Source organism: Virgibacillus sp. GM2-2, from assembly GCF_055329585.1.
This window is the reverse complement of sequence record NZ_JBUZWC010000018.1, coordinates 1-22,108: the sequence shown is the minus strand read 5'-3', so window position 1 is coordinate 22,108 and position 22,108 is coordinate 1. Positions and strand designations below refer to the sequence as shown.

General features: G+C 35.6%; 26 protein-coding genes, 2 pseudogenes and 1 riboswitch. Of the genes and pseudogenes, 18 read left to right on the top strand and 10 right to left on the bottom strand.

All coding sequences use genetic code 11. From position 1 onward, the window contains the following. Nucleotides 1–287 precede the first annotated feature (287 nt). Nucleotides 288–1,211 (bottom strand): COX15/CtaA family protein, encoded by a 924-nt coding sequence (locus ACY9Z2_RS16500; RefSeq protein WP_463610763.1) that lies wholly within the window; start codon nucleotides 1,209–1,211, stop codon nucleotides 288–290. A 484-nt stretch (nucleotides 1,212–1,695) separates the two neighbouring features. Here ACY9Z2_RS16500 and cyoE point away from each other — a divergent pair, with 484 nt between their 5' ends. The 8 genes and pseudogenes from cyoE to tnpA all read left to right on the top strand — a co-directional run. Then, a complete protein-coding gene (cyoE, locus tag ACY9Z2_RS16495; RefSeq protein ID WP_463610762.1) occupies nucleotides 1,696–2,637 on the top strand; it encodes a heme o synthase in 942 nt (313 codons plus the stop codon). A gap of 74 nt (nucleotides 2,638–2,711) precedes the next feature. Next, complete coding sequence (gene coxB, locus ACY9Z2_RS16490) at nucleotides 2,712–3,761, top strand: cytochrome c oxidase subunit II (protein ID WP_463610761.1); 1,050 nt, start codon at nucleotides 2,712–2,714, stop codon at nucleotides 3,759–3,761. Nucleotides 3,762–3,816: 55 nt separating this feature from the next. Next, nucleotides 3,817–5,670: a cytochrome c oxidase subunit I gene (ctaD, locus tag ACY9Z2_RS16485; protein ID WP_463610760.1), complete on the top strand. Its 1,854-nt coding sequence runs from the start codon at nucleotides 3,817–3,819 to the stop codon at nucleotides 5,668–5,670. Between the two features lies 1 nt (nucleotide 5,671). Beyond that, nucleotides 5,672–6,295 (top strand): cytochrome (ubi)quinol oxidase subunit III, encoded by a 624-nt coding sequence (locus ACY9Z2_RS16480; protein ID WP_463610759.1) that lies wholly within the window; start codon nucleotides 5,672–5,674, stop codon nucleotides 6,293–6,295. Nucleotides 6,296–6,298: 3 nt separating this feature from the next. Then, the gene (ctaF, locus tag ACY9Z2_RS16475; protein WP_463610758.1) at nucleotides 6,299–6,622 is read left to right on the top strand and encodes a cytochrome c oxidase subunit IVB; all 324 of its coding nucleotides are present in this window, start codon (nucleotides 6,299–6,301) and stop codon (nucleotides 6,620–6,622) included. A gap of 158 nt (nucleotides 6,623–6,780) precedes the next feature. Continuing rightward, complete coding sequence (gene ctaG / locus ACY9Z2_RS16470) at nucleotides 6,781–7,686, top strand: cytochrome c oxidase assembly factor CtaG (protein WP_463610757.1); 906 nt, start codon at nucleotides 6,781–6,783, stop codon at nucleotides 7,684–7,686. Nucleotides 7,687–7,734: 48 nt separating this feature from the next. Continuing rightward, complete coding sequence (locus tag ACY9Z2_RS16465) at nucleotides 7,735–8,190, top strand: DUF420 domain-containing protein (RefSeq protein WP_463610756.1); 456 nt, start codon at nucleotides 7,735–7,737, stop codon at nucleotides 8,188–8,190. 235 nt (nucleotides 8,191–8,425) lie between these two features. Next, a pseudogene (tnpA, locus tag ACY9Z2_RS16460) lies at nucleotides 8,426–8,887 on the top strand (IS200/IS605 family transposase); the annotation flags it as partial. 434 nt (nucleotides 8,888–9,321) lie between these two features. Here tnpA and ytvI read toward each other — a convergent pair. The 3 genes from ytvI to ACY9Z2_RS16445 form a co-directional block, all read right to left on the bottom strand. Next, nucleotides 9,322–10,380, bottom strand: coding sequence for a sporulation integral membrane protein YtvI (gene ytvI, locus ACY9Z2_RS16455; RefSeq protein ID WP_463610755.1), 1,059 nt, complete (start codon nucleotides 10,378–10,380; stop codon nucleotides 9,322–9,324). Between the two features lie 183 nt (nucleotides 10,381–10,563). Then, nucleotides 10,564–10,929 (bottom strand): YugN family protein, encoded by a 366-nt coding sequence (locus ACY9Z2_RS16450; RefSeq protein WP_463610754.1) that lies wholly within the window; start codon nucleotides 10,927–10,929, stop codon nucleotides 10,564–10,566. 120 nt (nucleotides 10,930–11,049) lie between these two features. Further along, a complete protein-coding gene (locus ACY9Z2_RS16445; RefSeq protein WP_463610753.1) occupies nucleotides 11,050–11,775 on the bottom strand; it encodes a ZIP family metal transporter in 726 nt (241 codons plus the stop codon). 173 nt (nucleotides 11,776–11,948) lie between these two features. Here ACY9Z2_RS16445 and ACY9Z2_RS16440 point away from each other — a divergent pair, with 173 nt between their 5' ends. From ACY9Z2_RS16440 to crcB (ACY9Z2_RS16410), 7 genes and pseudogenes are all read left to right on the top strand, one after another. After that, on the top strand, nucleotides 11,949–12,278 hold the full coding sequence (locus ACY9Z2_RS16440; protein ID WP_463610752.1) for an ArsR/SmtB family transcription factor: 330 nt from the start codon (nucleotides 11,949–11,951) through the stop codon (nucleotides 12,276–12,278). Nucleotides 12,279–12,348: 70 nt separating this feature from the next. Next, nucleotides 12,349–13,296 (top strand): cation diffusion facilitator family transporter, encoded by a 948-nt coding sequence (locus ACY9Z2_RS16435; RefSeq protein WP_463610751.1) that lies wholly within the window; start codon nucleotides 12,349–12,351, stop codon nucleotides 13,294–13,296. A gap of 165 nt (nucleotides 13,297–13,461) precedes the next feature. Then, nucleotides 13,462–14,046 (top strand): copper resistance CopC family protein, encoded by a 585-nt coding sequence (locus tag ACY9Z2_RS16430; RefSeq protein ID WP_463610750.1) that lies wholly within the window; start codon nucleotides 13,462–13,464, stop codon nucleotides 14,044–14,046. A 10-nt stretch (nucleotides 14,047–14,056) separates the two neighbouring features. Next, nucleotides 14,057–14,188, top strand: coding sequence for a hypothetical protein (locus ACY9Z2_RS16425; RefSeq protein ID WP_463610749.1), 132 nt, complete (start codon nucleotides 14,057–14,059; stop codon nucleotides 14,186–14,188). Nucleotides 14,189–14,292: 104 nt separating this feature from the next. Then, entirely contained in the window at nucleotides 14,293–15,204 is a 912-nt protein-coding gene (locus tag ACY9Z2_RS16420; protein WP_463610748.1) for a copper resistance D family protein, read from the top strand. Nucleotides 15,205–15,513: 309 nt separating this feature from the next. Beyond that, nucleotides 15,514–15,573, top strand: a riboswitch (Fluoride riboswitch). 69 nt (nucleotides 15,574–15,642) lie between these two features. Continuing rightward, nucleotides 15,643–16,056, top strand: a pseudogene (gene crcB / locus ACY9Z2_RS16415) (fluoride efflux transporter CrcB). Further along, nucleotides 16,046–16,402 carry a fluoride efflux transporter CrcB gene (crcB, locus tag ACY9Z2_RS16410; protein ID WP_463610816.1) on the top strand — a complete coding sequence of 119 codons (357 nt, stop codon included), beginning with the start codon at nucleotides 16,046–16,048 and terminating at the stop codon, nucleotides 16,400–16,402. The pseudogene crcB (ACY9Z2_RS16415) and the gene crcB (ACY9Z2_RS16410) overlap by 11 nt, the downstream one beginning before the upstream one ends. A 92-nt stretch (nucleotides 16,403–16,494) precedes the next feature. On the opposite strand, the gene ACY9Z2_RS16405 is transcribed toward crcB (ACY9Z2_RS16410), so the two are convergent. From ACY9Z2_RS16405 to ACY9Z2_RS16380, 6 genes are all read right to left on the bottom strand, one after another. Next, entirely contained in the window at nucleotides 16,495–16,893 is a 399-nt protein-coding gene (locus ACY9Z2_RS16405) for a YkvA family protein (protein WP_463610747.1), read from the bottom strand. Nucleotides 16,894–16,917: 24 nt separating this feature from the next. Further along, nucleotides 16,918–17,472: an MATE family efflux transporter gene (locus tag ACY9Z2_RS16400; protein WP_463610746.1), complete on the bottom strand. Its 555-nt coding sequence runs from the start codon at nucleotides 17,470–17,472 to the stop codon at nucleotides 16,918–16,920. Next, complete coding sequence (locus ACY9Z2_RS16395; protein ID WP_463610745.1) at nucleotides 17,469–18,245, bottom strand: MATE family efflux transporter; 777 nt, start codon at nucleotides 18,243–18,245, stop codon at nucleotides 17,469–17,471. The genes ACY9Z2_RS16400 and ACY9Z2_RS16395 overlap by 4 nt, the downstream gene beginning before the upstream one ends. 21 nt (nucleotides 18,246–18,266) lie before the next feature. Next, the gene (locus ACY9Z2_RS16390; protein ID WP_463610744.1) at nucleotides 18,267–18,806 is read right to left on the bottom strand and encodes a Chromate resistance protein ChrB; all 540 of its coding nucleotides are present in this window, start codon (nucleotides 18,804–18,806) and stop codon (nucleotides 18,267–18,269) included. A 183-nt stretch (nucleotides 18,807–18,989) separates the two neighbouring features. Continuing rightward, nucleotides 18,990–19,409 carry a disulfide oxidoreductase gene (locus ACY9Z2_RS16385; protein WP_463610743.1) on the bottom strand — a complete coding sequence of 140 codons (420 nt, stop codon included), beginning with the start codon at nucleotides 19,407–19,409 and terminating at the stop codon, nucleotides 18,990–18,992. A 3-nt stretch (nucleotides 19,410–19,412) separates the two neighbouring features. Next, nucleotides 19,413–20,087: a DsbA family protein gene (locus ACY9Z2_RS16380; protein ID WP_463610742.1), complete on the bottom strand. Its 675-nt coding sequence runs from the start codon at nucleotides 20,085–20,087 to the stop codon at nucleotides 19,413–19,415. A 177-nt stretch (nucleotides 20,088–20,264) separates the two neighbouring features. Here ACY9Z2_RS16380 and ACY9Z2_RS16375 point away from each other — a divergent pair, with 177 nt between their 5' ends. Genes ACY9Z2_RS16375 through ACY9Z2_RS16365 form a run of 3 tightly spaced genes read left to right on the top strand, consistent with a single transcriptional unit; the run spans nucleotide 20,265 to nucleotide 21,899 of the window. Continuing rightward, complete coding sequence (locus ACY9Z2_RS16375) at nucleotides 20,265–20,585, top strand: ArsR/SmtB family transcription factor (protein WP_463610741.1); 321 nt, start codon at nucleotides 20,265–20,267, stop codon at nucleotides 20,583–20,585. A 43-nt stretch (nucleotides 20,586–20,628) separates the two neighbouring features. Next, nucleotides 20,629–21,171 carry a thiol-disulfide oxidoreductase ResA gene (gene resA / locus ACY9Z2_RS16370; protein WP_463610740.1) on the top strand — a complete coding sequence of 181 codons (543 nt, stop codon included), beginning with the start codon at nucleotides 20,629–20,631 and terminating at the stop codon, nucleotides 21,169–21,171. Between the two features lie 20 nt (nucleotides 21,172–21,191). Beyond that, complete coding sequence (locus tag ACY9Z2_RS16365) at nucleotides 21,192–21,899, top strand: cytochrome c biogenesis CcdA family protein (RefSeq protein ID WP_463610739.1); 708 nt, start codon at nucleotides 21,192–21,194, stop codon at nucleotides 21,897–21,899. Nucleotides 21,900–22,108: the final 209 nt, after the last annotated feature.

Genomic DNA, 22,108 nt, shown 5'->3' with positions numbered 1-22,108 from the left:
TAAAAAACATGATTTTCAACTGTTTTTACCCAAATAAGGAATCCTCAGTCCGATAACAACCGCATTTGCCCTTATTTTACCCAAATAAGGAATCCTGAGTCCGCTAGCTGACTTCCTGCATGCAACCTTTCCAGTACGGTTGAATATGTTACTTCATTAGCCTTGCCTGCAGCGGAAATCAACGTTGCTGTTACCATAAACTTAAACTTTCACTAGTTCGCATTACACTTCAATTACGAAGCTAATAAATCCCACATAAAAAGTAGTAGCGATCATTGCGATCGCTACTACTTTTGTGATTGCTCGTATTTTGCGCTTCGATTGGACAATAGGATAAAATAGCTTAGCATTGCAAAATAACAAGAAATGACAAATGCATGCATTAATGCTACACCTAGGTTTAGCAAAGTAAATATAATCATTGCGCCGAAAAACACCTGTAAACTAATTAGTCCAAGCGTTATCGTCCATCCCCAAACCATAATCTTGCTATAACGATAGTTCTTTATTATTTTTATAAACAAAATAATGGTCCAAAGAAATAATAAGCCGGCTGCTAATCTGTGCCCCATATGGATCCATTGATCAAATCGAAGTGCTGAAAGCTCAAGTGGGGCAGTATTTGTGCAAAATGGCCAATCTCCACATACTAAGCTCGCCTCGACGTGACGCACCAATGCTCCTGTGTATACAACCATCAATGTATAAATAGTTAGGGCATAAATCTCAATTCGATGTTTTCTTTTGATAACTAAAGATGTTGCATCAAATTTCTTATCGATCTCAAAGATTAGTATGGTAAGTAGAAATACAGATGCAAACGAAATAAGAGATATACCAAAGTGTGCTGCTAGAACCCAATCAGATTGGCCCCATTTTACTGCGGCTGCTCCTATTAAAGCTTGAGCAAACAAAAAGAAAACAGACATAAAGGCTAAGAATTTTACTTCGCGAATATGACCAATTTTTTTCCAAGATAAAATGGATAATGCTAAAACAACAAAGCCAACACTTCCTGACACCAGTCGATGACTGAGTTCTATTACTAATTCGGGTGTTATGTTAGTAGGAATGAACTGACCTTCACATAATGGCCAACTAGACCCACAACCTGCACCTGATTCTGTTTTGGTGACAAGTGACCCGCCTATTAAAACTAAAAACATGCCTATCGTTGCAAGAACGGATAGCCATTTTATTGTTTTTATCATAAAAAAATGCCTCTCTTTTACATAATGTAACCTAATCATAATACTTCTATATGATGCAAATCAATTAAAATCAACACCTTCCACATAATTGTCATATTATCAGGTTTTATCGGGTATTTTCGGTTAAAAAATAAAAAACCCTTGCATTGTTTACGGTTGTTTGCTAGAAATAGTGTAGGGGATTTTTGTTAAATAACCATTATAAAGCCCTAATTAATGGGAATACTATAAGTTATTTCAATTAAAAGAAAGGCGTAAATGCCTTTTATTTTATTGTCGACACAGATTTCACAATGTTGTCACAGATAGAATTGGAAAAATTGAAATATACATCTATAGTAAATAGAATGTAATACAAATTCATGATACAATTAGGGTAATACATAGGATACTTTTGGAGATAGTAAGTAGTAACACTATCGTTCCATCATATGTTCTATATAATTTTGTGCCTTTGTGTTGGGAAGTAAGGGGGGATATATGAATGAACAAAGTGGAGACAACCTCTTCACGAATGATAGGGAAAGTTGCTACATCAGATGAAATGGAATCGACATTATTTGCAGATGTTAAGGCTCTCATTAAGGTAGGGATTGTCAACTCCAATCTGATAACAACCTTTACTGGTTTTTGGTTAGCGCTTTATTTTGTAGACGCATCTTTTGTGAGTCACTGGGCTACTTTTCTGCTAACGATGGCTGGTACTGCTTTAGTTATTGCTGGTGGTTGTATACTTAATAACTGGTATGATCGCGATATTGACCCTGTAATGTCTCGCACAAAAAAGAGGCCAACTGTTACAGGAACTATCGCTTTAAATCATGTCTTTATATTGGGTATAGGGACTTCAGGACTAGGTTTTATCTTCTTATTACTTACAACAATAGAAGCAGCTGTTTTAGGATTTTTAGGCTGGTTTACATATGTTGTCTTATATACCATGTGGTCTAAAAGAAGATATACATTAAATACAGTGATAGGCAGTTTTTCTGGTGCAATGCCACCATTAATTGGTTGGGCAGCAATTGATCCTAATCTTCATATTGCAGCTATTGTTTTGTTTTTAATCATGTTTATATGGCAGACACCACATTTTCTAGCTCTAGCAATGAAAAAATGTGATGAGTATAAAGCTGCCGGTATTCCTATGCTTCCAGTTGTACATGGTTTTGAATTTACAAAACGCCAGATGGTCGTATATACCGCATGTCTTTTACCATTGCCGTTCTATCTAACATCACTCGGTACGACGTTTGTCGTGATAGCATCTTTATTAAACGTTGGATGGCTAACACTTGGTATAAGCGGTTTTTTCATGAAAAATGACTTGAAATGGGCAAATATGATGTTTATTTATTCGTTGAACTATTTAACAATCTTATTCTTAATGATGGTAGTAGTAACATTCAATTTCCCCTTTAGTTAAGTATTGAATTTCGTAATTGTCCTTAATCACAAAATTATATAAGGAAGAAACAAGAGAAAGAGAGGTATGATTACATGAAAGGTTGGATGGGAAAACTTCGAGCTTTTACGCTATTTGGCTCACTAGCGCTTATTCTTTCAGGATGTGGTCAGGAAAATTTAAGTGCACTAATACCTAAGGGATATGGAGCAGAACAGTCGTTAGATCTAATTATACTAACTACAGTTGTAATGTTGTTTGTTTTAATAATTGTAATGATTTTATATGTTACAGTTTTAGTTCGTTTCCGTAAAAAGAAAGGACAAGATAGCTTTATTCCAAAGCAAATTGAAGGAAATAAGTTATTGGAAACACTATGGACAGTGATTCCAATCATTTTACTAATTATAATTGCTGTTCCTACTGTTACAACAACATTTGATTTAGCAGATGAGTCTGCAGCAAGTGAAAGCCTTAATATTGAGGTAACTGGTAACCAATACTGGTGGCACTTCAACTATAAAGGTAAGGAGATTCAAACGAGTCAAGATTTATATATCCCAACAGGTGAAAAAGTATATTTGAATATGAAGTCATCAGATGTAATTCACTCATTCTGGGTACCAGCAATTTCAGGGAAAATGGATGTAAATCCTGAAAATGAAAACACAATGTTTATTAAAGCTTATGAAGAGGGAGTTTACTATGGTAAATGTGCCGAGTTATGCGGTCCTTCACATGCGTTAATGGACTTTAAGGTAATTGCGGTAAGTCCAGAAGAGTTTGATCAATGGGTACAAGATATGCAGAATGTTGATTCGAAAGCAGTAGCGGAAGGTGAAACTGCACAGCAGGGACAAAAGCTATTCCAAGAAAATAACTGTATGGGCTGTCATGCTATCGGTTCTTCTCCAGTTGCAGTTGGACCGAACTTAACTAACTTTGGACAACGTACAACCATTGCTGGGGTAATGGAATACAACAAAGAAAACCTTATTCGCTGGATTATGGATCCGAATGAAGTTAAACCGGGCAATAAGATGGCCGGCAAATATCCTGAGGTGTCCAGAGAAGAAGCAAGTAAAATTGCTGATTATCTATTACAGTTAAAACCATCAGAAATATCGCCTGAAGATGCAGGATAATCAGAAAATATAAATTACTAATTATACTGGAAGAAGTTTGAGGGAGGTTAAAGTAGTGAGTAATGCAGCTACTCATAAAAGAAGCTTCGCAGCTGTTCTTTGGGATTATATAACAACTGTTGACCATAAAAAGATTGCACATCTATATTTGTTCAGCGGTGGTTTTTTCTTCCTAGTCGGCGGTTTAGAGGCTATGTTAATTCGTATTCAACTAATGAAACCAAATAGTGAGTTTTTAAGTAATGGTTTGTACAACGAAATTTTAACGATGCATGGAACAACGATGATATTCCTAGCTGCCATGCCTTTAATTTTTGCTCTAATGAATATCGCAGTTCCTTTGCAAATTGGTGCACGAGATGTTGCGTTTCCATTTCTTAATTCATTGGGATTTTGGCTATTTTTATTCGGTGGTTTAATTTTGAACTGTAGTTGGTTTATGGGTGGAGCTCCTGATGCTGGTTGGACTGCATATGCCCCACTTTCAACTACATCGCCGGGTCACGGAGTTGATTTTTACGTAATAGGGCTCCAAATTGCAGGTGCTGGTACCTTAATTGGTGGTATTAATTTTCTAGTAACCATTGTTAATATGCGTGCACCTGGTATGACATATATGCGTATGCCTCTATTTACATGGGCAGCGTTTATAACAAGTATACTTATTTTATTTGCTTTCCCAGCATTAACAGTAGCACTATTCTTGTTAATGTTTGACCGTATGTTTGATTCAGCGTTTTTCGACGTAACGCTTGGTGGTAACGCAATAATCTGGGAGCATTTATTCTGGGTATTCGGTCATCCAGAAGTTTATATTTTGATTTTACCGTTATTCGGATTGTTTAGTGATTTATTCTCAACATTTTCTAAAAAGCGTTTATTTGGTTATACGGCAATGGTTTTTGCTACTATGCTAATTGCTTTTCTAGGTTTCATGGTATGGGGTCACCATATGTTTACGGTAGGTATGGGACCAGTAGTAAACTCAGTATTTTCAATTGCCACTATGGCTATTGCAGTACCAACTGGTATTAAAATATTTAACTGGCTTTTAACGATGTGGGGTGGTAAAATTACCATTAACTCTGCAATGTTATGGGCTTTAGGGTTTATCCCTACATTTACATTGGGTGGAATGACAGGTGTAATGGTAGCTTCAGTAGCCGCTGATTATCAATATCATGATTCATACTTTGTGGTTGCCCACTTCCATTACGTAATTGTGGGTGGAACAATCTTTGGTATTTTTGCCGGTCTTCATTACTGGTGGCCAAAAATGTTCGGTAAGATTTTACATGAAGGTATGGGGAAACTAACTTTCTGGACATTTATAATCGGATTCCATTTAACATTCTTTATCCAGCATTTCCTAGGATTAATGGGGATGCCACGAAGATATTCAACATTTTTACCGAACCAAGGACTAGACCTTGGTAACCTAATTAGTACGATTGGTGCATTTTTCATGGCTTTTGGGGTCATCGTATTTGTAATTAACGTGCTTTACACTGCTTTCAAAGGTGAAAAAGCGCCTGCAGATCCATGGGACGGTCGTACTTTAGAATGGGCAACGGCTTCACCTCCTGCACATTATAACTTTAAGCAGGTTCCACTTGTCCGTGGTCTTGATCCATTATGGATTGAAAAATCAGAAGGGAAAGGTAAGATGACACCATCTGAGCCACTTGGTGATATCCATATGCCGAATGCCTCAGTATTACCATTCATGATGTCTCTTGGATTATTCATTGCTGGATTTGGATTTATTTACCAAGTAGATAACAATGCATGGTTGACGCTTGTATTTATTGGTATGGGTATTACATTAGGTTGTATGTTAATTCGTTCATTGAAGGATGATTTAGGATATCATATTACCAAAGAAGAACTAGAAAGGGAGGCTGACTAATATGAGTCACGATCATTCCTTAAATCCAGAAACAATGCCAAATGAACCAGAAAAGGCCACCCTTGAAGGTAAGAATAAGTTTATAGGATTTTGGTTCTTTCTAGGTGGGGAAACTGTACTTTTCGCAAGTTTATTTGGTACTTATCTTGCATTACGTAATTCAACTGCAGGGGGACCAGCTGCTAATGAATTATTTGGTTTAGAATTAGTCTTTATAATGACAATTCTTCTATTAACAAGTTCATTGACAAGTGTATACGCTATATATCATATGAAGAACAATAACTTTGGTAAAATGACAATATGGTTTGTCATTACAATTGTTCTTGGCCTAGCTTTCTTGGGTTGTGAAATTTACGAGTTTACGCATTATATTCATGAATATGACTTTACGTTTAGGTCTTCTGCTTTTGGTTCCGCCTTTTATACTTTGGTTGGATTTCATGGGGGACACGTATTATTTGGACTATGCTGGATGACAGCATTACTAGTTCGTAATGCAAAACGTGGATTAAACTTATATAACGCACCAAAATTTTATGTTGTAAGTCTTTATTGGCACTTTATAGACGTTGTATGGGTATTCATCTTTACTGTCGTTTACCTAATGGGAAAGGTGGGTTAACAAATGGCTAATAACACCAGTTCCAACAAAGTAGATACGTTTCAAAAAAGAAAAAATAAAGAAGAAATGAAAAGCCAACTAATAACTTTTGCTTTGATGATTTTCTTTACACTTATTGCATTTGGTATTGTAGTAGGTGAGTTAATGCCGAAAATGTATGTCATTCCTACAATTCTTTTGTTGGCAATAATTCAAGTTGCTTTTCAGTTGTACTATTTCATGCATATGAAACACGCTGGTCATGAAATGCCTGCCACAATGATGTATGGTGGCATATGGGCAGCAATATTAACATTAGCTGGATTAGGACTTCTAGTTTGGTGGTAAGAAATTGATGAAGGGCTGGGGGATTAGGCATCTCCTAGCCTTTTCCTATATAGTTAGCTAATTATCATTGTTTATATTTTGTCACAATAAAATACTGTGTTAGACTATATTTTGCGTTATACTAGGGAAAACAAGCTGTTATTTTGGAGTGAATTATTATGTGGTTAGAGTTGCAAATATTTGGGTTCCGTGGTCTATGGAGTCCGTATTATATGATTTTTGTTATAGCACTAGCAGTTACTTACTATTTATTAACTGTCCGGTATCGACATAAGTTCGGTGGAGATGAAAAGCCATCAATAAAACAGCAAACATGTTTTTACAGTGCAATGACTCTTCTTTATCTTGTGAAGGGATCGCCAGTCGATTTGCTAACTCATATCATGCTAACAGCACACATGATTCAAATGGCTATTTATTATTTGATATTCCCTATACTTGTTATTAAAGGGTTACCAGCATGGATATGGCGTAAATTTATCTCTTTACCTGTAATAAAACCAGTTTTTAAAATAGTAACAAAACCTATTATTTCTTTATTATTATTCAATTCAATATTTTCTCTTTATCATATTCCAGATGTTTTTGACTTTGCTAAATCGTCACCTATCATACATGCAATTGTTTCTACAGTCATTTTAATTACTGCTTTTATCGTTTGGTGGCCTATCATTACTCCAATCAAGGAATATGATACAGTACCTCCTATATTAAAGATCGCATACATATTCGCGAATGGAATGTTAATTACCCCAGCTTGTGCTTTAATCATTTTTGCAGATGAGCCGATATTTGCGACGTATAGTGATAGTGCTTCTTGGATTCAGGCATTAAGCTTATGTGTACCTGCTGATGTTCTAACGGGGATTTCTGGGTCTCTTACAGGACCTGAAATGTTTTCGCCATTGAGTACGTTAGGGGATCAACAGCTAGGTGGTATCATCATGAAATTAATGCAAGAAGCTACGTACGGATTTATATTAGCACGTATATTCTTTAAGTGGTTTAACCGAGAAAGTTTGAAAGTTGATCCCATTTCGGATCCGTCGTCAACCAGTTACTAATTTGTATCTTGAACAAGTAGTTCGTTGAAAAAGAGAGGAATTGTAACAATGCCATTATTACCAACAATCAGTACCTTTTTCATACTTCTAAGTGCCATTCTCGTGGCATTTGGATGGCGTTTCATTGTTAAAGGGAAACCGAAAACACATAAGAAAACAATGATTGCAGCAGCTATTAGTGCATTGCTTTTCTTTATTATTTATGTATCCAGAACAGCTTTTATTGGAAACACTAGCTTCGGTGGACCTGAGGATATTGAGATTTATTACACTATTTTTCTGATCTTTCACATTTTCTTAGCTACTACTGGTGCGATATTTGGGGTTATAACAATAACGCTAGCATTAAAACGAAATATTCGTTTGCATCAGAAGTTAGGACCGGTAACGAGCATTATTTGGTTTTTTAGCGCAATAACTGGCATTATGGTGTATTTACTACTATATATCATATTTGAAGGTGGAGAAACGACAAGTATGCTGAAGGCTATTTTAGGAGGATAATAATTTCCGGTGCCTTGAAGCAAAATAGTAACAGTGCTAAATACTAACAGATAAAACGCATGGATCCAATTGGATCCATGCGTTTTCATTTTTATGGTCTTTGAAAACCCCCGGCTATGCCGGGGGTTCCATAGAGCTTCTAGCGTGGGGTCAAAAAAAGCCTCTCTTCATGGTAAGATAAGGTTGGTTTCCCGACCACCAAATCTCGCCATATAAGGAGGCATGTCCAATGTAGGACAAGAACAGTTTAGCACATACACAGTGGAGATGTAAGTATCATCTTGTTTTTGCACCGAAATATAGAAGGCAAATAATATATGGAAAATAAAAAAGTATAGGAGAAATAATAAGGGAACTTTGCGAAAGAAAAAATGTTGACATACATGAAGCAAATGCATGCAAAGACCACATTAATATGTTAGTCAGTATACCACCCAAGTTGAGTGTGTCTCAATTCATGGGATATTTAAAAGGAAAAAGTAGTTTAATGATTTTTGATCGACACGCCAATTTAAAGAATAGATATGGCAACCGCAAATTCTGGTGTCGAGGCTTCTTTGTAGATACAGTGGGAAGAAATAAAAATCAAATTCAAGAATATATACGGAATCAGCTCAGAGAAGACTATATGAGCGATCAGTTAACTTTATTTGAGGAATTCGACCCTTTCACAGGAAAGAAAAATAAAGAGAAATAAGAGATTCTTTAAGAATCAGCGAGTGAGTGTGGTGCAAAAGGGAAAACCATTCAGTGGGCCTTTTAGGCCGAGGCCGGTAACAGAGGCTTCTAGCCGCAGAGCAAACCACCAGTTCACACTGGTGGTTTTGATTAGTTCTATTTTCAATAATAGTAATGAACATTATTTCAGTTAGCTTAAAACGAGTTGAATAATCTTGGGAAATCAAATACAAGAAACAATCCGATTGTTAGAGCAATTAATACAAGTAATATCACCATTATTCTCCTTTAGTTAATTTGTACTGTTTTATATAAACGGCTTCTTTGACAATTGAACATAATCTTATGATACAAGTTTTAATTTTTATAGTAAAAAAGACCAAATCAGTACGATTTGGTCCATATTTCGTATGTTTCTTTCACTATAATGGTACTAATTAGATTCTTACTTTTTTAGATTTTGATATTCCATTTTATTAACCCAGCTTCTCTAGCGGAGTTAAAGGTGATAACAAACAAGGGTCCTAATAAAAATCCTAGAATTCCAATTAGCTGTATTCCTAAAAACATGGCTATTAAAGTTGCGAGCGGTGATAAACCGATGTGACGTCCCATTACTTTAGGTTCGACTGTACGTCTAATCGCAAGTAGAATTATAGCTAATATAGCAAGCTTGATTCCCATTGAAATATCTCCTGATAAAAACATAAAGACAGACCAGGGACCAAGAATAATAATCGACCCTATTAGAGGTATAAAATCAATGATCCATATGATTAACGACATAATAATTGCAACCTCAGGTGCAATAATAAATAGCCCGATTAAGGATACGAGAAAAATAATAACACTAACAAGAAACTGAGCCTTTAAAAACCCTAATGTAACATTAGCCAAGCGTTGATTCATGTAAGCAACTTTTTGCCCTGTTTCTTTCGTTAAAAGGTTATAGAAGTTCGACTTTAAAACCGGAAGTTCAAGCATAAACAAAAATAATGCAATTAAGTATACAAGAAAACTAATTAAGTATTGAGGCACCTTTGCAAAAATTTCGGCAATGTTATCAATTGTAATTTTTTCCTTAGCTGTATCACTTAAAGAAGTTAGGTTTTCTTCAAGGCTTTTTGAAATTTGCTTTACAAATTCTGGAGGTAGGCTTTGGGAATAGTTTTGAAAGTTAGCTTCCCATTCCGCATACATATCATTTAAGTTGTTGAAGTGTTCAGGGACATCCTCTACAAAATTGACTACTTGAGTGACAGCTTTTGTAACAACAAATGTACCAGCAAGCCCAACCATGACCAGGAAGATCATAAAAACAATGATTACTGCCGATTTTCGGGTAAATTTACCGCGCGTTTGTGTAATTCTAACCAAGGGGTTAAGCATCAAAGCTGTAACAAAGGCGACGATTAATGGTATAGAAATAGGTAAAATAAAATATAAAGCTAGGATTAATAGTATTGCGATAAAAATAAGTGTCCATTGGCGTTTTGTTATATTCCGGAACAATGTGGTTAGATTTCTCCTTTCAACTACCTACATATTAATAAAGAAGTATTACTGAAATCTGTCTGTATAAGCGCACATTCTATCTTATAGTACGAATATAGCACTTAGGTAATACGTTGAACAGTTGTATTCATACTGTTCATAAAAACAACTGCTCAAAATTATTCTGAGCAGTTGATCATTTTACTGTTTATAGCTTTCAATATCCACTTTTAATTTTTCCACAATACCAGTAGCTCGTTCAATTAAACTTTTAGGGAAATTTTCATTTTCTCCATATTCAACACCGTGAGGATAATAGTGTTTACCTAATAAAGGTGTTTTCAGTTTAATTACCGCATTGCCACGGTCAACATCCCCTTCTATAGCTTCACCTAGAATACGGATATAATATGTAATATTTTTTTCTTTTGAATCAATTCTATAGTCATAAGTAACACGATCATAATCCCATTGTCCTGCACGGATGAATGCATGTTCGCCCATAAAATGATCAAGTGGTTTCAAATCAAAAACTGAACCTTCAATTCCGTTTACTTCTAATTTCATCTTTTACACCTCACATAATAATCCTTGCTACCACTATAATAGTATGAAATGACGGAAGTTGCAATCGAAAAGGGGTTTATACACTTCCTGTTTGTAAAATGGGATAAGCATATTTAATCATTATCCCAAAAAGTTTAGATAAATGTAAATTAATACAAATCCTGTCATTCCAACACTTATTGCATAAGAACTGGAAGAGTTTTTGATAGCATGCCCCAATATTTCCTTCATAGCTACCATAAATATGATAGCAATTGCTAGGTTTATCATAAAAGCAAGTACTGACGGGATACTAATACTAAGAAGTTGCCCAACGAAGGCACCGAGAGCAATAGGGATTGCTATAAAGATGGAAAACAAAAACCAAGTGAGAATGCCAAATCCAGCTAAAAACAATGGTGTAAATATAATTATTCCTTCTGGGATGTTATGTAATACAAGTGTGGTTAACATCAAACTACCAATATCTGTGCCAATTGTTGGACCAAGAGCAATGCCAACAGGGAAATTATGAAAGGCAATACTTAACGTAAGAAGTACTCCCGAACGAACAAAAATATCCTTTTGAGCACTGCTTGTGATGATTGTAACATTATCCATAAGATGATGAATGGTTTGAAAAAATAATATTCCTATCATTATTCCGATAGCAAGGATAACCCATCCTCCTAATTCAATACTTACTGGAATCATTTCAAAAAATAATAAACCCATTATCAATCCTGCACAGAGTGCGTAAATAAAGGCAAATCCTTGTTGAATTCCTTTTAATAACCATGCAAGTACACCGCCGAAACTAATACCAAGAGCAGAAGCGAACGCTCCGATTATCCATGCTGCACTCATTTTATCGCTCCTTCACAATGACCTTACTTATTTATATTGTCGCGAAATTATTATAGTACCACTTAATATTTGCTAATAATTGTATGTAATATGATCATATGTTAATATAGGCAAATAAAGAAGTTATTTTATATTTAATTAAATTTACAGGAACTTTTAGATGGAGGAATTATATGGAAGAGAACTCAGAAAATGACGTGAGTGAAAACAATAACGACATAGACGAAGAGACGTTATTTGTAGTATCACAAACTTTTAAGGCGTTAGGAGATCCGACAAGAATTCGAATTCTACATTTGCTTTTTCACAAAGAATATTCGGTTAACGCAATTGCGGATTATTTACATCTTAGACAGTCAACTGTTTCGCATCAATTACGGTTTCTAAAGAATCTACGTTTAGTTAAATATCGTCGAGAAGGAACAACCTTGTATTATTCGCACGATGATGAGCATGTTATGAATATGTTAAGACAAACAATAGATCATGCTTGTCATAACTAAAAAGTATATATAGTAATAATATTGTTATATGTACAATTACTAATATATGAAAAGTATAGGAGGTTTTAAGATGGGACATGATCATGGCCATGATCACACACATGGCGCAAACAAAAAAACCTTAATGATTAGCTTCTTCATTATTACCGGTTATATGATTGTTGAAGCAATCGGAGGATTTATTACGAACAGTCTTGCTCTTTTGTCAGATGCAGGGCACATGTTAAGTGATTCCATATCGTTAGGGGTAGGACTATTAGCATTTACATTAGGAGAGAAGATAGCTAACTATAGTAAGACTTATGGTTACAAACGATTTGAGATATTAGCTGCTGTTTTCAATGGTGTAACTTTAGTACTTATTTCACTATACATTTTTTATGAAGCATACCAACGGTTTACCAATCCACCAGAGGTTGCTTCAACAGGCATGTTAATTATTGCATCTATAGGATTATTGGTTAATATAATTGTTGCGTGGGTATTAATGCGCGGTGGGGATACAAAAGAAAATTTAAATTTACGCGCTGCTTTCCTGCATGTATTGGGCGATTTATTAGGCTCTGTTGGTGCAATTGTTGCTGCGTTGTTAATCATGTTTTTCAACTGGGGTTGGGCTGATCCACTTGCTAGCGTAATTGTAGCTGTTCTTGTATTGATAAGCGGTTGGAAAGTCACCAAAGATGCTATCCACGTGTTGATGGAAGGTACTCCAAAAAATGTAGATTTACAAGACATTGTAGATACCATGGAAAAGATCATGGGTGTCAAAAGTATTCATGATTTACACGTTTGGAGTATCACTAGTGGTCAAAATGCACTTTCTTGCCATGCGGTCGTGGATGGAAATTTATCAGTCCAAGAAAGTCAACAAATATTACGAACAATTGAACACGATTTGGAGCATAAGGGCATTGGGCATGTCACGGTGCAGATGGAAAATAACGAACACCCTCATGGAGATTCACTTATGTGCCAAATCGATGAAGAATCATCAGCACACAATCATGAACATTAGATTTTAAAATAGTAGGTCACACGTACATGCCCCTGATAAATTTGACAGGGGCTCAATTATTTGTGCTTTTTAGACGAATATCGGACAGTTACAAATGTGAACGTTTTGTCCACTAATTAAAGTTATAATAATCGTTATACAGATGAAAAAAGAAAGGAAGATATCATGTTTAAGACAAGATTGCCTTTATTACTATTTGTAACATTATTATTGGGATTATTCATCCCAAATGTTACGAGTGCACATTCAGGAATCGAGAGTGCAACCCCTGGTGCAGGGGAAAGTGTGGAAGAAGAAATAAAAAATATAGAATTAACTTTCAATACCAAGATTGAAAACTTAAGTACACTCTATTTGATAAATGTGGAAGGAAAAAAACTGGAACCAGCATCCATTGAGGTGACTGATAATGTACTAAAGGCTACATATGAAAAAGCACTTGAGCCTGGAACTTATAAGGTGAATTGGAATATTGTTGGTGCTGACGGTCATCCCATAGAAGGTAAGTATTCCTTTACTGTAGTTGGAACGAAAACTGCTGAATCAAATGATAATACGACTCAAGATGATAAGAACACTGCGAAGAATAATAATACTGAGAAGCAAAAGGATAAAGCAATACAATATGTATCTGATCAAGAAAAAAATAATGATAAAGGAGAACCATTTATCAACGGAATAATTTTCTTTCTAGTAGTGGCACCAATAGCAATACTAGCTTGGTTTTTCATTGGTAAACGTAAGAAATAGGGGGAGTTAGATGATTTTTGTAACGCTAGCAGAATTTATTTTATATATTTGTTTTGCGATTCTAATTGGTTCTTTGATTTTATTACTGGTTCCAGAAAAAAAGAAACCCCCCGTATCCATACCTAAAAAAACCCTTTTTTAGCTTCTTTCTTTATACCTGTTGCTGCTTTTTTACCAGTGTTTCAAACAGCAAATATTCTAGCCGAGGGAAATTTAGGACTAGCCTTTGTATTAAAAAATGTTATATTGACGTTTGAAATAGGAAAATCGTGGATTTTTATAGCATTTGTGTCCGTCATTCTAATGATCGTTCTACTTAATAAAAATAGTACAAAGAAAAAGCACTTAATTATGTGGACATTAGTTCTTACATTATTAATGCTACTTGGGTATACACAATCCAGTCACGCGGCCACCATTACCGAGTGGAAAGGATTTGTATTTCATACGCTTCATTTTCTATCTGTCGTTGTTTGGATTGGTATCCTATTTGTCGCTAGTTGGTTTGGGAAGAATAAAACCAATTGGTTAGCATTTATAAAATGGTTTACTCCGGTTGCATTGACGTGTCTAATCATTGCGTTTGTGGCAGGCTATTTCACTATGGGAATTGATATTAATTCAAATGATGATCCAAGCCCATATATTTTTCAAGATTATCAAAACAGTCTTCTTGTTAATTACGGACAAGCATTACTGTTAAAACACATATTTATCATTTCATTAGTGCTATTTGCATGTATCAATGGTGTACTTTTTTGGAGAAAATATGACATAGATTCATATAATCCACTCAAATGGGCACGGTTGGAAAGTGTGTATGCATTAATTGTGTTTGGATTGACAGCATTTATGGGTCAATCTTGGCCACCACATCAAATTTATAGTTTATTAAAGACAGAAGGAGCTTCACCACTTTTTAAAGCTCTTTATAATGGGGATATACTTAATGCTTATCAACAAGCAAATAGTTTAGCAATATTTAATGTAGCGATGTCTTTTAGGCTTGAAAGTTATGTATTATTTGGGTTATGTGCTATTTTCCTTGCTGTAACACTTTTTGCAGCAGTCGTAAGAAGGTCATTATTAGTTTCAATGTTTACTTCTTTGTTAATGGTTATTTCTCTATACCTAGGAATCATGATTGGTGTTCAGTAAGTCTTGAAAGTTTTCAGTTAATCGAGTAGTATGAAGATCCTAAAGATAGTAATTTAATATAAATCCAGTTTGTGCAAGAAAGGGAATTGTGATAAATCAAGGCTAATTGATATTATTCTGCATTGCAAGCACACCGTTCACATATGGATTATCTCTCCAAAATATGGGTTCATCTCTCAATTCAAAGTCAAGAATAAAATTGATGTAAATGAAAGGATATATCGAAATAAATGTCAAGTCTATTAAATCAAAATGTTCTTATACTGTGTCACAGTTGATTTTACCTTGTCATTGTAGTAATATTATATCAAATTGATAGGCGATGGAGTTCGCCCGAATTGCCATAAGGCTGATGACTCCTACCACATTTTGGTGGTAGGAGTTTGATTATTTAGCTAAAACATCGATAAAGGCAGAAAAGGAGTCGTACAACAACAAATGACTTATTTAGTAGTTGGTTTTGCCGGGATTATTGGTGCATTACTTCGTTATTTCGTTGGGGTGATAGTTTGATTTTGGTGGATGGGTCATTTTCCTCTGGGTACATTTTTAGCCAATATGGTCGGATGTTTTGTACTTGGATGGTTTACTACCCGCATAGCAAGAATAGAATCCATCCGTCCCTATATTGTAACAGCCCTCGGAACGGGGTTGATTGGTTCATTTACGACGTTTTCGACATTCAGCGTGGAGACTGTGACGTTGATTCAATCCTATCGCTGGGGGACAGCGATCCTTTATGTATTATTAAGTTTGTGGGGTGGCCTGTTGACGGCATGGCTTGGCTATAAAACGGGAGACTATTTGTTTCAAACTAGCCAAAGGAGGGCCAAAAATCATGATTTTGAATAGTGCTCTTGTCGCCATTGGCGGTTTTTTTGGAGCAATGTCACGTTTCGGAATGAGTAAATGGGTCAACCGGCATTTTGACTTTGTTTTTCCTTACGGTACACTGACTGTCAACCTAATCGGCGCATTTTTACTTGGATTGATTATCGGAAACGGTTGGAAATCATCGTGGGAATTGCTATTTAGAACCGGTTTTATGGGGGCTTTTGCCACTTTCTCAACATTTAAGTTAGAAAATGTTCAACTGTGTCTTAAAAAGGAATGGAAGGTCCTCGTGATTTACCTAGCTATCAGCTATTCAGCCGGGATATTGTTAGCGTTTTTGGGTATGGTTGTCGGAACCCTTTGAAAAAGGGGGGAATGCAAGTGTCACTATTCCTGTATCAGTAAAGAGTATCGATGAACATTATTCCACCATCCAGTTGATTCATTACTTTCATTTTAATTCAATAGACGATAGATCATCTGACCAACCCATAAAGCAAGCACAATCCATATAAAAATAAACAAGATTCCTACGAACCAGTTTCTTGGTTTTTCTTTTTGCTCCATTTCATCAGCCTTAACTCTTAAATCGTCTACGACCGAATCTGGTATCATTTTTAGCGCTAGTGAAATACCTAACGGGATAAGAATGAGCTCGTCAAGGTAGCCTAACACTGGTATAAAATCAGGAATTAAATCGATCGGACTAAACGCATAAGCTACAATACATATGGAAAATACTTTCGCGTACCAAGGGACGCGATGATCTTTATAAGCAAAGTAAAGAACAAACAATTCTCTCTTTAATCTTTTGGCATAGGCTTTTACTTGTTCTAAAACCTTTCCATTACCCATCAAATGACCCTCCTGTCACGATAATTACACCGCTTTGATCCATTTTCCTTTTCGATATCGCCAGAATAGCACCGCTGCTCGGAAGTAATTATCCAGTAAGATTGCAAACCAAGCCCCTGGAAGACCCCAACCCTGATATAGCCCAAAAATATAGACACCTAACGTTCGAAAAATCCAAATCCCAACCCCCGTTACATACATAGGGAATTTCGTATCTCCGCCGGCCTGTAAGGCTGCGGTAAGAATAAGGACGACAGCTGTTGCAGGTTGCGTGATGACATCAATCCCAATCACCCAAGCAATTTGCTGAATGACAAAAGAGTTATCTGTAAAAAGTGAGGCTCCTGGTTTAATAAATAAAAAGAGAATCAACAAAATACCTGTCATACTGCAAATCGTTAGAATCATCGTAGTAAGAACATAACTTTTGGCTTGTGATTCTTGTTTTTTTCCTAAATGCTGTCCAATTAACGTCGTGGCAGCAACCGACAGACCAGCTCCAACGACATCAGTAAAAATCGTAAAGTTCCCTGCCAAGCGATGTGCAGCAAACATCAAAGTTCCCATACGAACGATCATCCCGAAGTACAGTATCTGTCCAGTTCGCTTAAACAGTCTTTCAATGGCTGCCGGATAACTAAACCGAATGACCCTTTTTTGAATGGACCATTGCCATTTCCAACCAGAATTTTTAGAGGGGCAATTATCTTTTGTTTTTTGAAAAGATAAAACATCAGTAGAAAGACACCGGTAAGTCGAGCTAAAACCGTTGCAATTGCTGCCCCTTTTAAACCAAAGCCGGGAAAGGACCATAAACCAAAAATAAGCACATAATCCAAGACGAGGTGAACCCCATTCATCCACAAACCGGCTTTTAACGGAGATTTTGTATCTCCGGCGCCACGTAATATACTACCCAATACGGTCTGGAGTGAAATGACGACAGAAAAGGTTGCAACAATACGGAAATAGAGGGTTGCACTAGACAAGGCTTCTGATTCGGTACCCATTAGCTGAAGCATGGGTTCCGCAAAAACAAAGGAAACGATACCTGTCACCATTCCAATGATTGCTGAGATATAAATCGTCTGGGGAATAATAATCTTTACACGTTTCTCTCCAATTGAACGGGATACCAAAATGGTTGCAGCAGTCCCGAGCGAAATAAAAACCGCAATATAAATTTGGAGGGTCGTCGTCGCTACCCTCACGGCAGTGACTTCCACTAATCCCAACTTTACAACAAAAAAGATGTCCACCACACCAACAATACTAAACAGAAAACTTTCTATTATTGTTGGGACAGCCAAACGAACGATTGAATTCAGTTGGGGTTTATATAGAGACTTCACAAATTCCTTCCCCCTTAAGCTTTAAACGTTTTCTTCCGCATGAAAAACCTTTTGTGCAAATTCTTCAAGCATTTTTTCACAATGGCTAAGTTGTTTCTCGGCCTCTGCTAAAAGGGGGGCACCATAAAAATCAAGTTTTTTTATTTTCTCCAGCCAACGCTTCAATTTCTGTAGGTCCTCATCATTTTCTTGTACTTCTGCATAGATAAAATGTTGGTTTTCCGTTTCCGTCCTGATTTCTTCAAAAAACCCCTCACACCGCCCCAAAAATTCTTGGTATTCAGCATTACGATCATCATTAAAGCGTGAGATAATGTGCTCTTCTTCCTTTTGATCGAAACCAACAGTTTCTAAGAGAAAAGCTTCACCTTTTATATACGTAATCTCTTTCTGAATGATTTTAAAATGCCTTTTATGTTCTTCTGTTTTCGGTACGATACATACCCCCTTTTGAATGTATATCGCACCAAGCCCTTTGATTTGACGCCATATTGCAGCCCTGTTTTTGGAGGGTTCGGATGGTACTTTATACGTTAACAATAGCCATTCATTGGTTTTCATTGTTTCACTCCATTTGTAACAGTCGTTATAAATTAATGTACTAAAGATTACATCATATTGGAAATGAGACAAATGTAAAAAATTTACTCCAGAAGGACACAAAACGTCTTCGAGAGAAAAATAATTATTTATTACCAAACAAAAAGATGTGCACTCAATTATGAGTAGCACATCTCTTTCTAGTTAATCACGTAGTTTTATGAAAATTACAAAAAGAATAATCGTTATAAACGCGGTTAGTGCAAGAAAGGGTATTGTGATAAATCCAAGCCAATTGATATATTCTACACTACAAGGAACACCATTCGCACATGGTTTTATTTCGGCAAAACCAGGCACCTTCTGCTCTAAATAATGAAAAAGTGAAATAGAAGCACCTATAACGCCCATCGGTAGTACATACTTTTTAATAGATAAATCGCTACGAAATGTAGCTATACCAAGTATTAGTGCCAAGGGATACATGACTATACGTTGATACCAACAAAGTTCACATGGAACAAAATCTCTAATTTCACTAAAATATAAACTTCCTAGTGTTGCAACAATGGAAATCAACCAAGCAATGTATAAGAAAAGCTGATTAGTAGCTGTTTTACTCATATACTATTTGTCCTCTAATTCTTTTTCTATGACTTGTTTAATTGTCTCATAGTCAAATGGATCCTCTATAACGGTTCCATTTACCATGATTGTTGGTGTAAGTTCGACACCAAAGTCGGTTACCAATTCTGCATCCTTATTCACTTCATCTATTGCTTCCTGATTTTCAATAGGTGACTTTAGTTTGTTAGTATCAATATCAGAAATTCCACTCGCCACCTCGAGTATTTTTTCTGTTGTAACCCATTTACTGTCATGGTTTTGGCTAGGCTGTGCTTTGAAAAGCGCCTTATGGAATTCCCAGTATGCATCAGGATTTTGATTATAAACCGATTCAGCTGCCAATGATGCTAATTTTGATTCTTCACCGTGAAAGAGCACATTAATAAAAGAAAATTTTACCTTACCAGTTTCAACGTAATCATTTACTAGTTGTGGGAAAATATCTGTTCCCCAAACTTTACAAGCAGGGCATTTGAAATCTCCAAACTCCACAACTGTAACTGGTGCATTAGGATCTCCTAAAGTGGGTTGACCAGTACTTGAAGGTTGTTTGTTCTGTGTATCTTTGTCGCTTGCTGTATCATCACCATTAATAACAATCAAAACAGCGACTAGAGCAACAACTACTAACGTAATAATTACAGCAAATTTAAATGGTGAATTATTTTGTTTCATCTAAGCACCTCTCTTATTATGATATTACAATTTTACCATCAAAATTCATAGTAATAGTTTTAATCATGAATTGTTCAAAAAATATTCAATGGTATAAGATTGACACACATATTAGGTATTGCTAATGTGATAATAGCAAATCATATTAGCAAAGTCTAATATAATAGGAGGATATACATGTTAGAGGTTGATTTGGACACAAAAATGAAATTTTTACATGGATTCTCGCATAAGACACGCATTCAAATATTGGAATGCATAAAAGGAAAAGAAAAAACTGTTTCTCAAATTGTCACTGATCTTGAAGGAAATCAATCGAACATTTCACAACATTTAGCTTGTTTAAAAGGTTGTGGACTTATTATGGGACGACAAGATGGAAAGTTTGTCTATTATCGAGTGAGAAATCAGTTGGTTCGTGATCTATTAACTATGTTTGATGTAGTGCTTGAAGATGTAGAGAATGATGTAGCTGGCTGCGAACAACATATAGAATGAAAAAAGATACAATTTTTAACAAGACTACTAGGTGGTGGTATGTATGAATACAGAAAGAGTGAAGAAAAGAAAAAAAAGAAAATATTTGAGAACTCTGTTGCTACTGATTATGGTATCAGCTATTGCCTATACCATTTATTCTACTCAAATAAAGGACACTTCTCCAGTCATTGTTGGTGATTATGCACCTAACTTTTCATTAGAAACGCTTCAAGGTGAACGTGTGCAGCTCAAAAATTACAGAGGTAAAGGGGTATTTTTAAATTTTTGGGGTACATGGTGCAAACCTTGTGAACGGGAAATGCCATATATGGAGAACGCCTATAAAAAGTTAAAAGATAGTGGTGTTGAAATCCTTGCTGTAAATATTGAGGAAACTAATTTAGTCGCGCAAAGCTTCGTTGATAATTACGGTTTAACATTCCCTATATTGATGGATAGAAATGGAGCGGTGACACAACAATATGGAATTGGTCCAATCCCTACTACCTATTTAATCGATAAAAATGGCAAGGTAATTAAAATTATAACAGGAAGTATGACTCAACAAAGTGTAATAGATTACATGAAATTAATTCAACCATAAATGTAGAAGGGGGCATTCCTATGCAAGATGTAACGATACTTTTTGCGTTTGTTGCAGGACTTTTATCTTTTTTATCTCCGTGCACATTACCTATCTATCCTGCGTTTTTATCATACATAACGGGAATGACTGTAGAAGATTTAACCAATAAAAAAGGAATGCAGCGCCTAGCTATTTTACACTCAATTTTCTTTTTATTAGGATTTTCGGTCATATTTTTAGTTCTAGGATTATCGGGTTCCTTTATAGGTACATTTTTTGTTGAAAATAAAGAACTATTACGACAAATAGGGGCAATTTTAATATTCTTTTTTGGCCTTGTTATTACAGGTTTGTTAAAACTTGATTTTCTAATGGTTGACAAAAGGATAAAGTTTAAGAAAAAACCATCTGGTTATATTGGAACGGTTTTGATAGGGATGGGATTTGCAGCTGGATGGACACCATGTACCGGACCAATTTTAGCAGCTGTTATCGCATTAGGGATGACTAATCCAAGCGCAGGTCTATTCTATATGATGTGGTATGTTATTGGTTTTTCCATACCATTTCTTCTTTTAACATTCTTTATAAGAAAGTTAAGGTGTATTAATAAATATAGTCAACTAATCATGAAGATTGGTGGTTATACAATGATTTTAATGGGTATCATACTTTACTTTAACTGGATGAGAAAAATCATCTCGTTTTTAACAAATTATTTGTTCGGTGGATTTACTGGATTTTAATGTCGATGATCTAGAAATAATTTTACTTAATCCAATCTAAAAAGAGGGATAATTCAATTTAATCGAATTACCCCTCTTTAGAAACCACTAATCACTGTACTTCGCATTCATTAATCGTAATGAATTAAGAACAACGATCAAGGTAGCTCCCATGTCAGCAAATATGGCTAACCATAATGTAAGCCACCCAGGAATGATTAATATAAGTG

Excerpts from the sequence above, each read along its gene's own strand:
- ACY9Z2_RS16465 (WP_463610756.1), top strand. The coding sequence starts at position 7,735 with ATGCCATTATTACCAACAATCAGTACCTTTTTCATACTTCTAAGTGCC.
- ACY9Z2_RS16480 (WP_463610759.1), top strand. The coding sequence starts at position 5,672 with ATGAGTCACGATCATTCCTTAAATCCAGAAACAATGCCAAATGAACCA.
- ACY9Z2_RS16445 (WP_463610753.1), bottom strand. The coding sequence starts at position 11,775 with ATGAGTGCAGCATGGATAATCGGAGCGTTCGCTTCTGCTCTTGGTATT.
- ACY9Z2_RS16435 (WP_463610751.1), top strand. The coding sequence starts at position 12,349 with ATGGGACATGATCATGGCCATGATCACACACATGGCGCAAACAAAAAA.
- coxB (WP_463610761.1), top strand. The coding sequence starts at position 2,712 with ATGAAAGGTTGGATGGGAAAACTTCGAGCTTTTACGCTATTTGGCTCA.
- ACY9Z2_RS16380 (WP_463610742.1), bottom strand. The coding sequence starts at position 20,087 with ATGAAACAAAATAATTCACCATTTAAATTTGCTGTAATTATTACGTTA.
- resA (WP_463610740.1), top strand. The coding sequence starts at position 20,629 with ATGAATACAGAAAGAGTGAAGAAAAGAAAAAAAAGAAAATATTTGAGA.
- ACY9Z2_RS16500 (WP_463610763.1), bottom strand. The coding sequence starts at position 1,211 with ATGATAAAAACAATAAAATGGCTATCCGTTCTTGCAACGATAGGCATG.
- ACY9Z2_RS16385 (WP_463610743.1), bottom strand. The coding sequence starts at position 19,409 with ATGAGTAAAACAGCTACTAATCAGCTTTTCTTATACATTGCTTGGTTG.
- ACY9Z2_RS16405 (WP_463610747.1), bottom strand. The coding sequence starts at position 16,893 with ATGGGTAATGGAAAGGTTTTAGAACAAGTAAAAGCCTATGCCAAAAGA.
- ACY9Z2_RS16430 (WP_463610750.1), top strand. The coding sequence starts at position 13,462 with ATGTTTAAGACAAGATTGCCTTTATTACTATTTGTAACATTATTATTG.
- cyoE (WP_463610762.1), top strand. The coding sequence starts at position 1,696 with ATGAACAAAGTGGAGACAACCTCTTCACGAATGATAGGGAAAGTTGCT.
- ACY9Z2_RS16440 (WP_463610752.1), top strand. The coding sequence starts at position 11,949 with ATGGAAGAGAACTCAGAAAATGACGTGAGTGAAAACAATAACGACATA.
- ACY9Z2_RS16365 (WP_463610739.1), top strand. The coding sequence starts at position 21,192 with ATGCAAGATGTAACGATACTTTTTGCGTTTGTTGCAGGACTTTTATCT.
- ACY9Z2_RS16390 (WP_463610744.1), bottom strand. The coding sequence starts at position 18,806 with ATGAAAACCAATGAATGGCTATTGTTAACGTATAAAGTACCATCCGAA.
- ACY9Z2_RS16400 (WP_463610746.1), bottom strand. The coding sequence starts at position 17,472 with ATGATCGTTCGTATGGGAACTTTGATGTTTGCTGCACATCGCTTGGCA.
- ctaG (WP_463610757.1), top strand. The coding sequence starts at position 6,781 with ATGTGGTTAGAGTTGCAAATATTTGGGTTCCGTGGTCTATGGAGTCCG.
- ACY9Z2_RS16450 (WP_463610754.1), bottom strand. The coding sequence starts at position 10,929 with ATGAAATTAGAAGTAAACGGAATTGAAGGTTCAGTTTTTGATTTGAAA.
- ACY9Z2_RS16425 (WP_463610749.1), top strand. The coding sequence starts at position 14,057 with ATGATTTTTGTAACGCTAGCAGAATTTATTTTATATATTTGTTTTGCG.
- ctaF (WP_463610758.1), top strand. The coding sequence starts at position 6,299 with ATGGCTAATAACACCAGTTCCAACAAAGTAGATACGTTTCAAAAAAGA.
- ACY9Z2_RS16375 (WP_463610741.1), top strand. The coding sequence starts at position 20,265 with ATGTTAGAGGTTGATTTGGACACAAAAATGAAATTTTTACATGGATTC.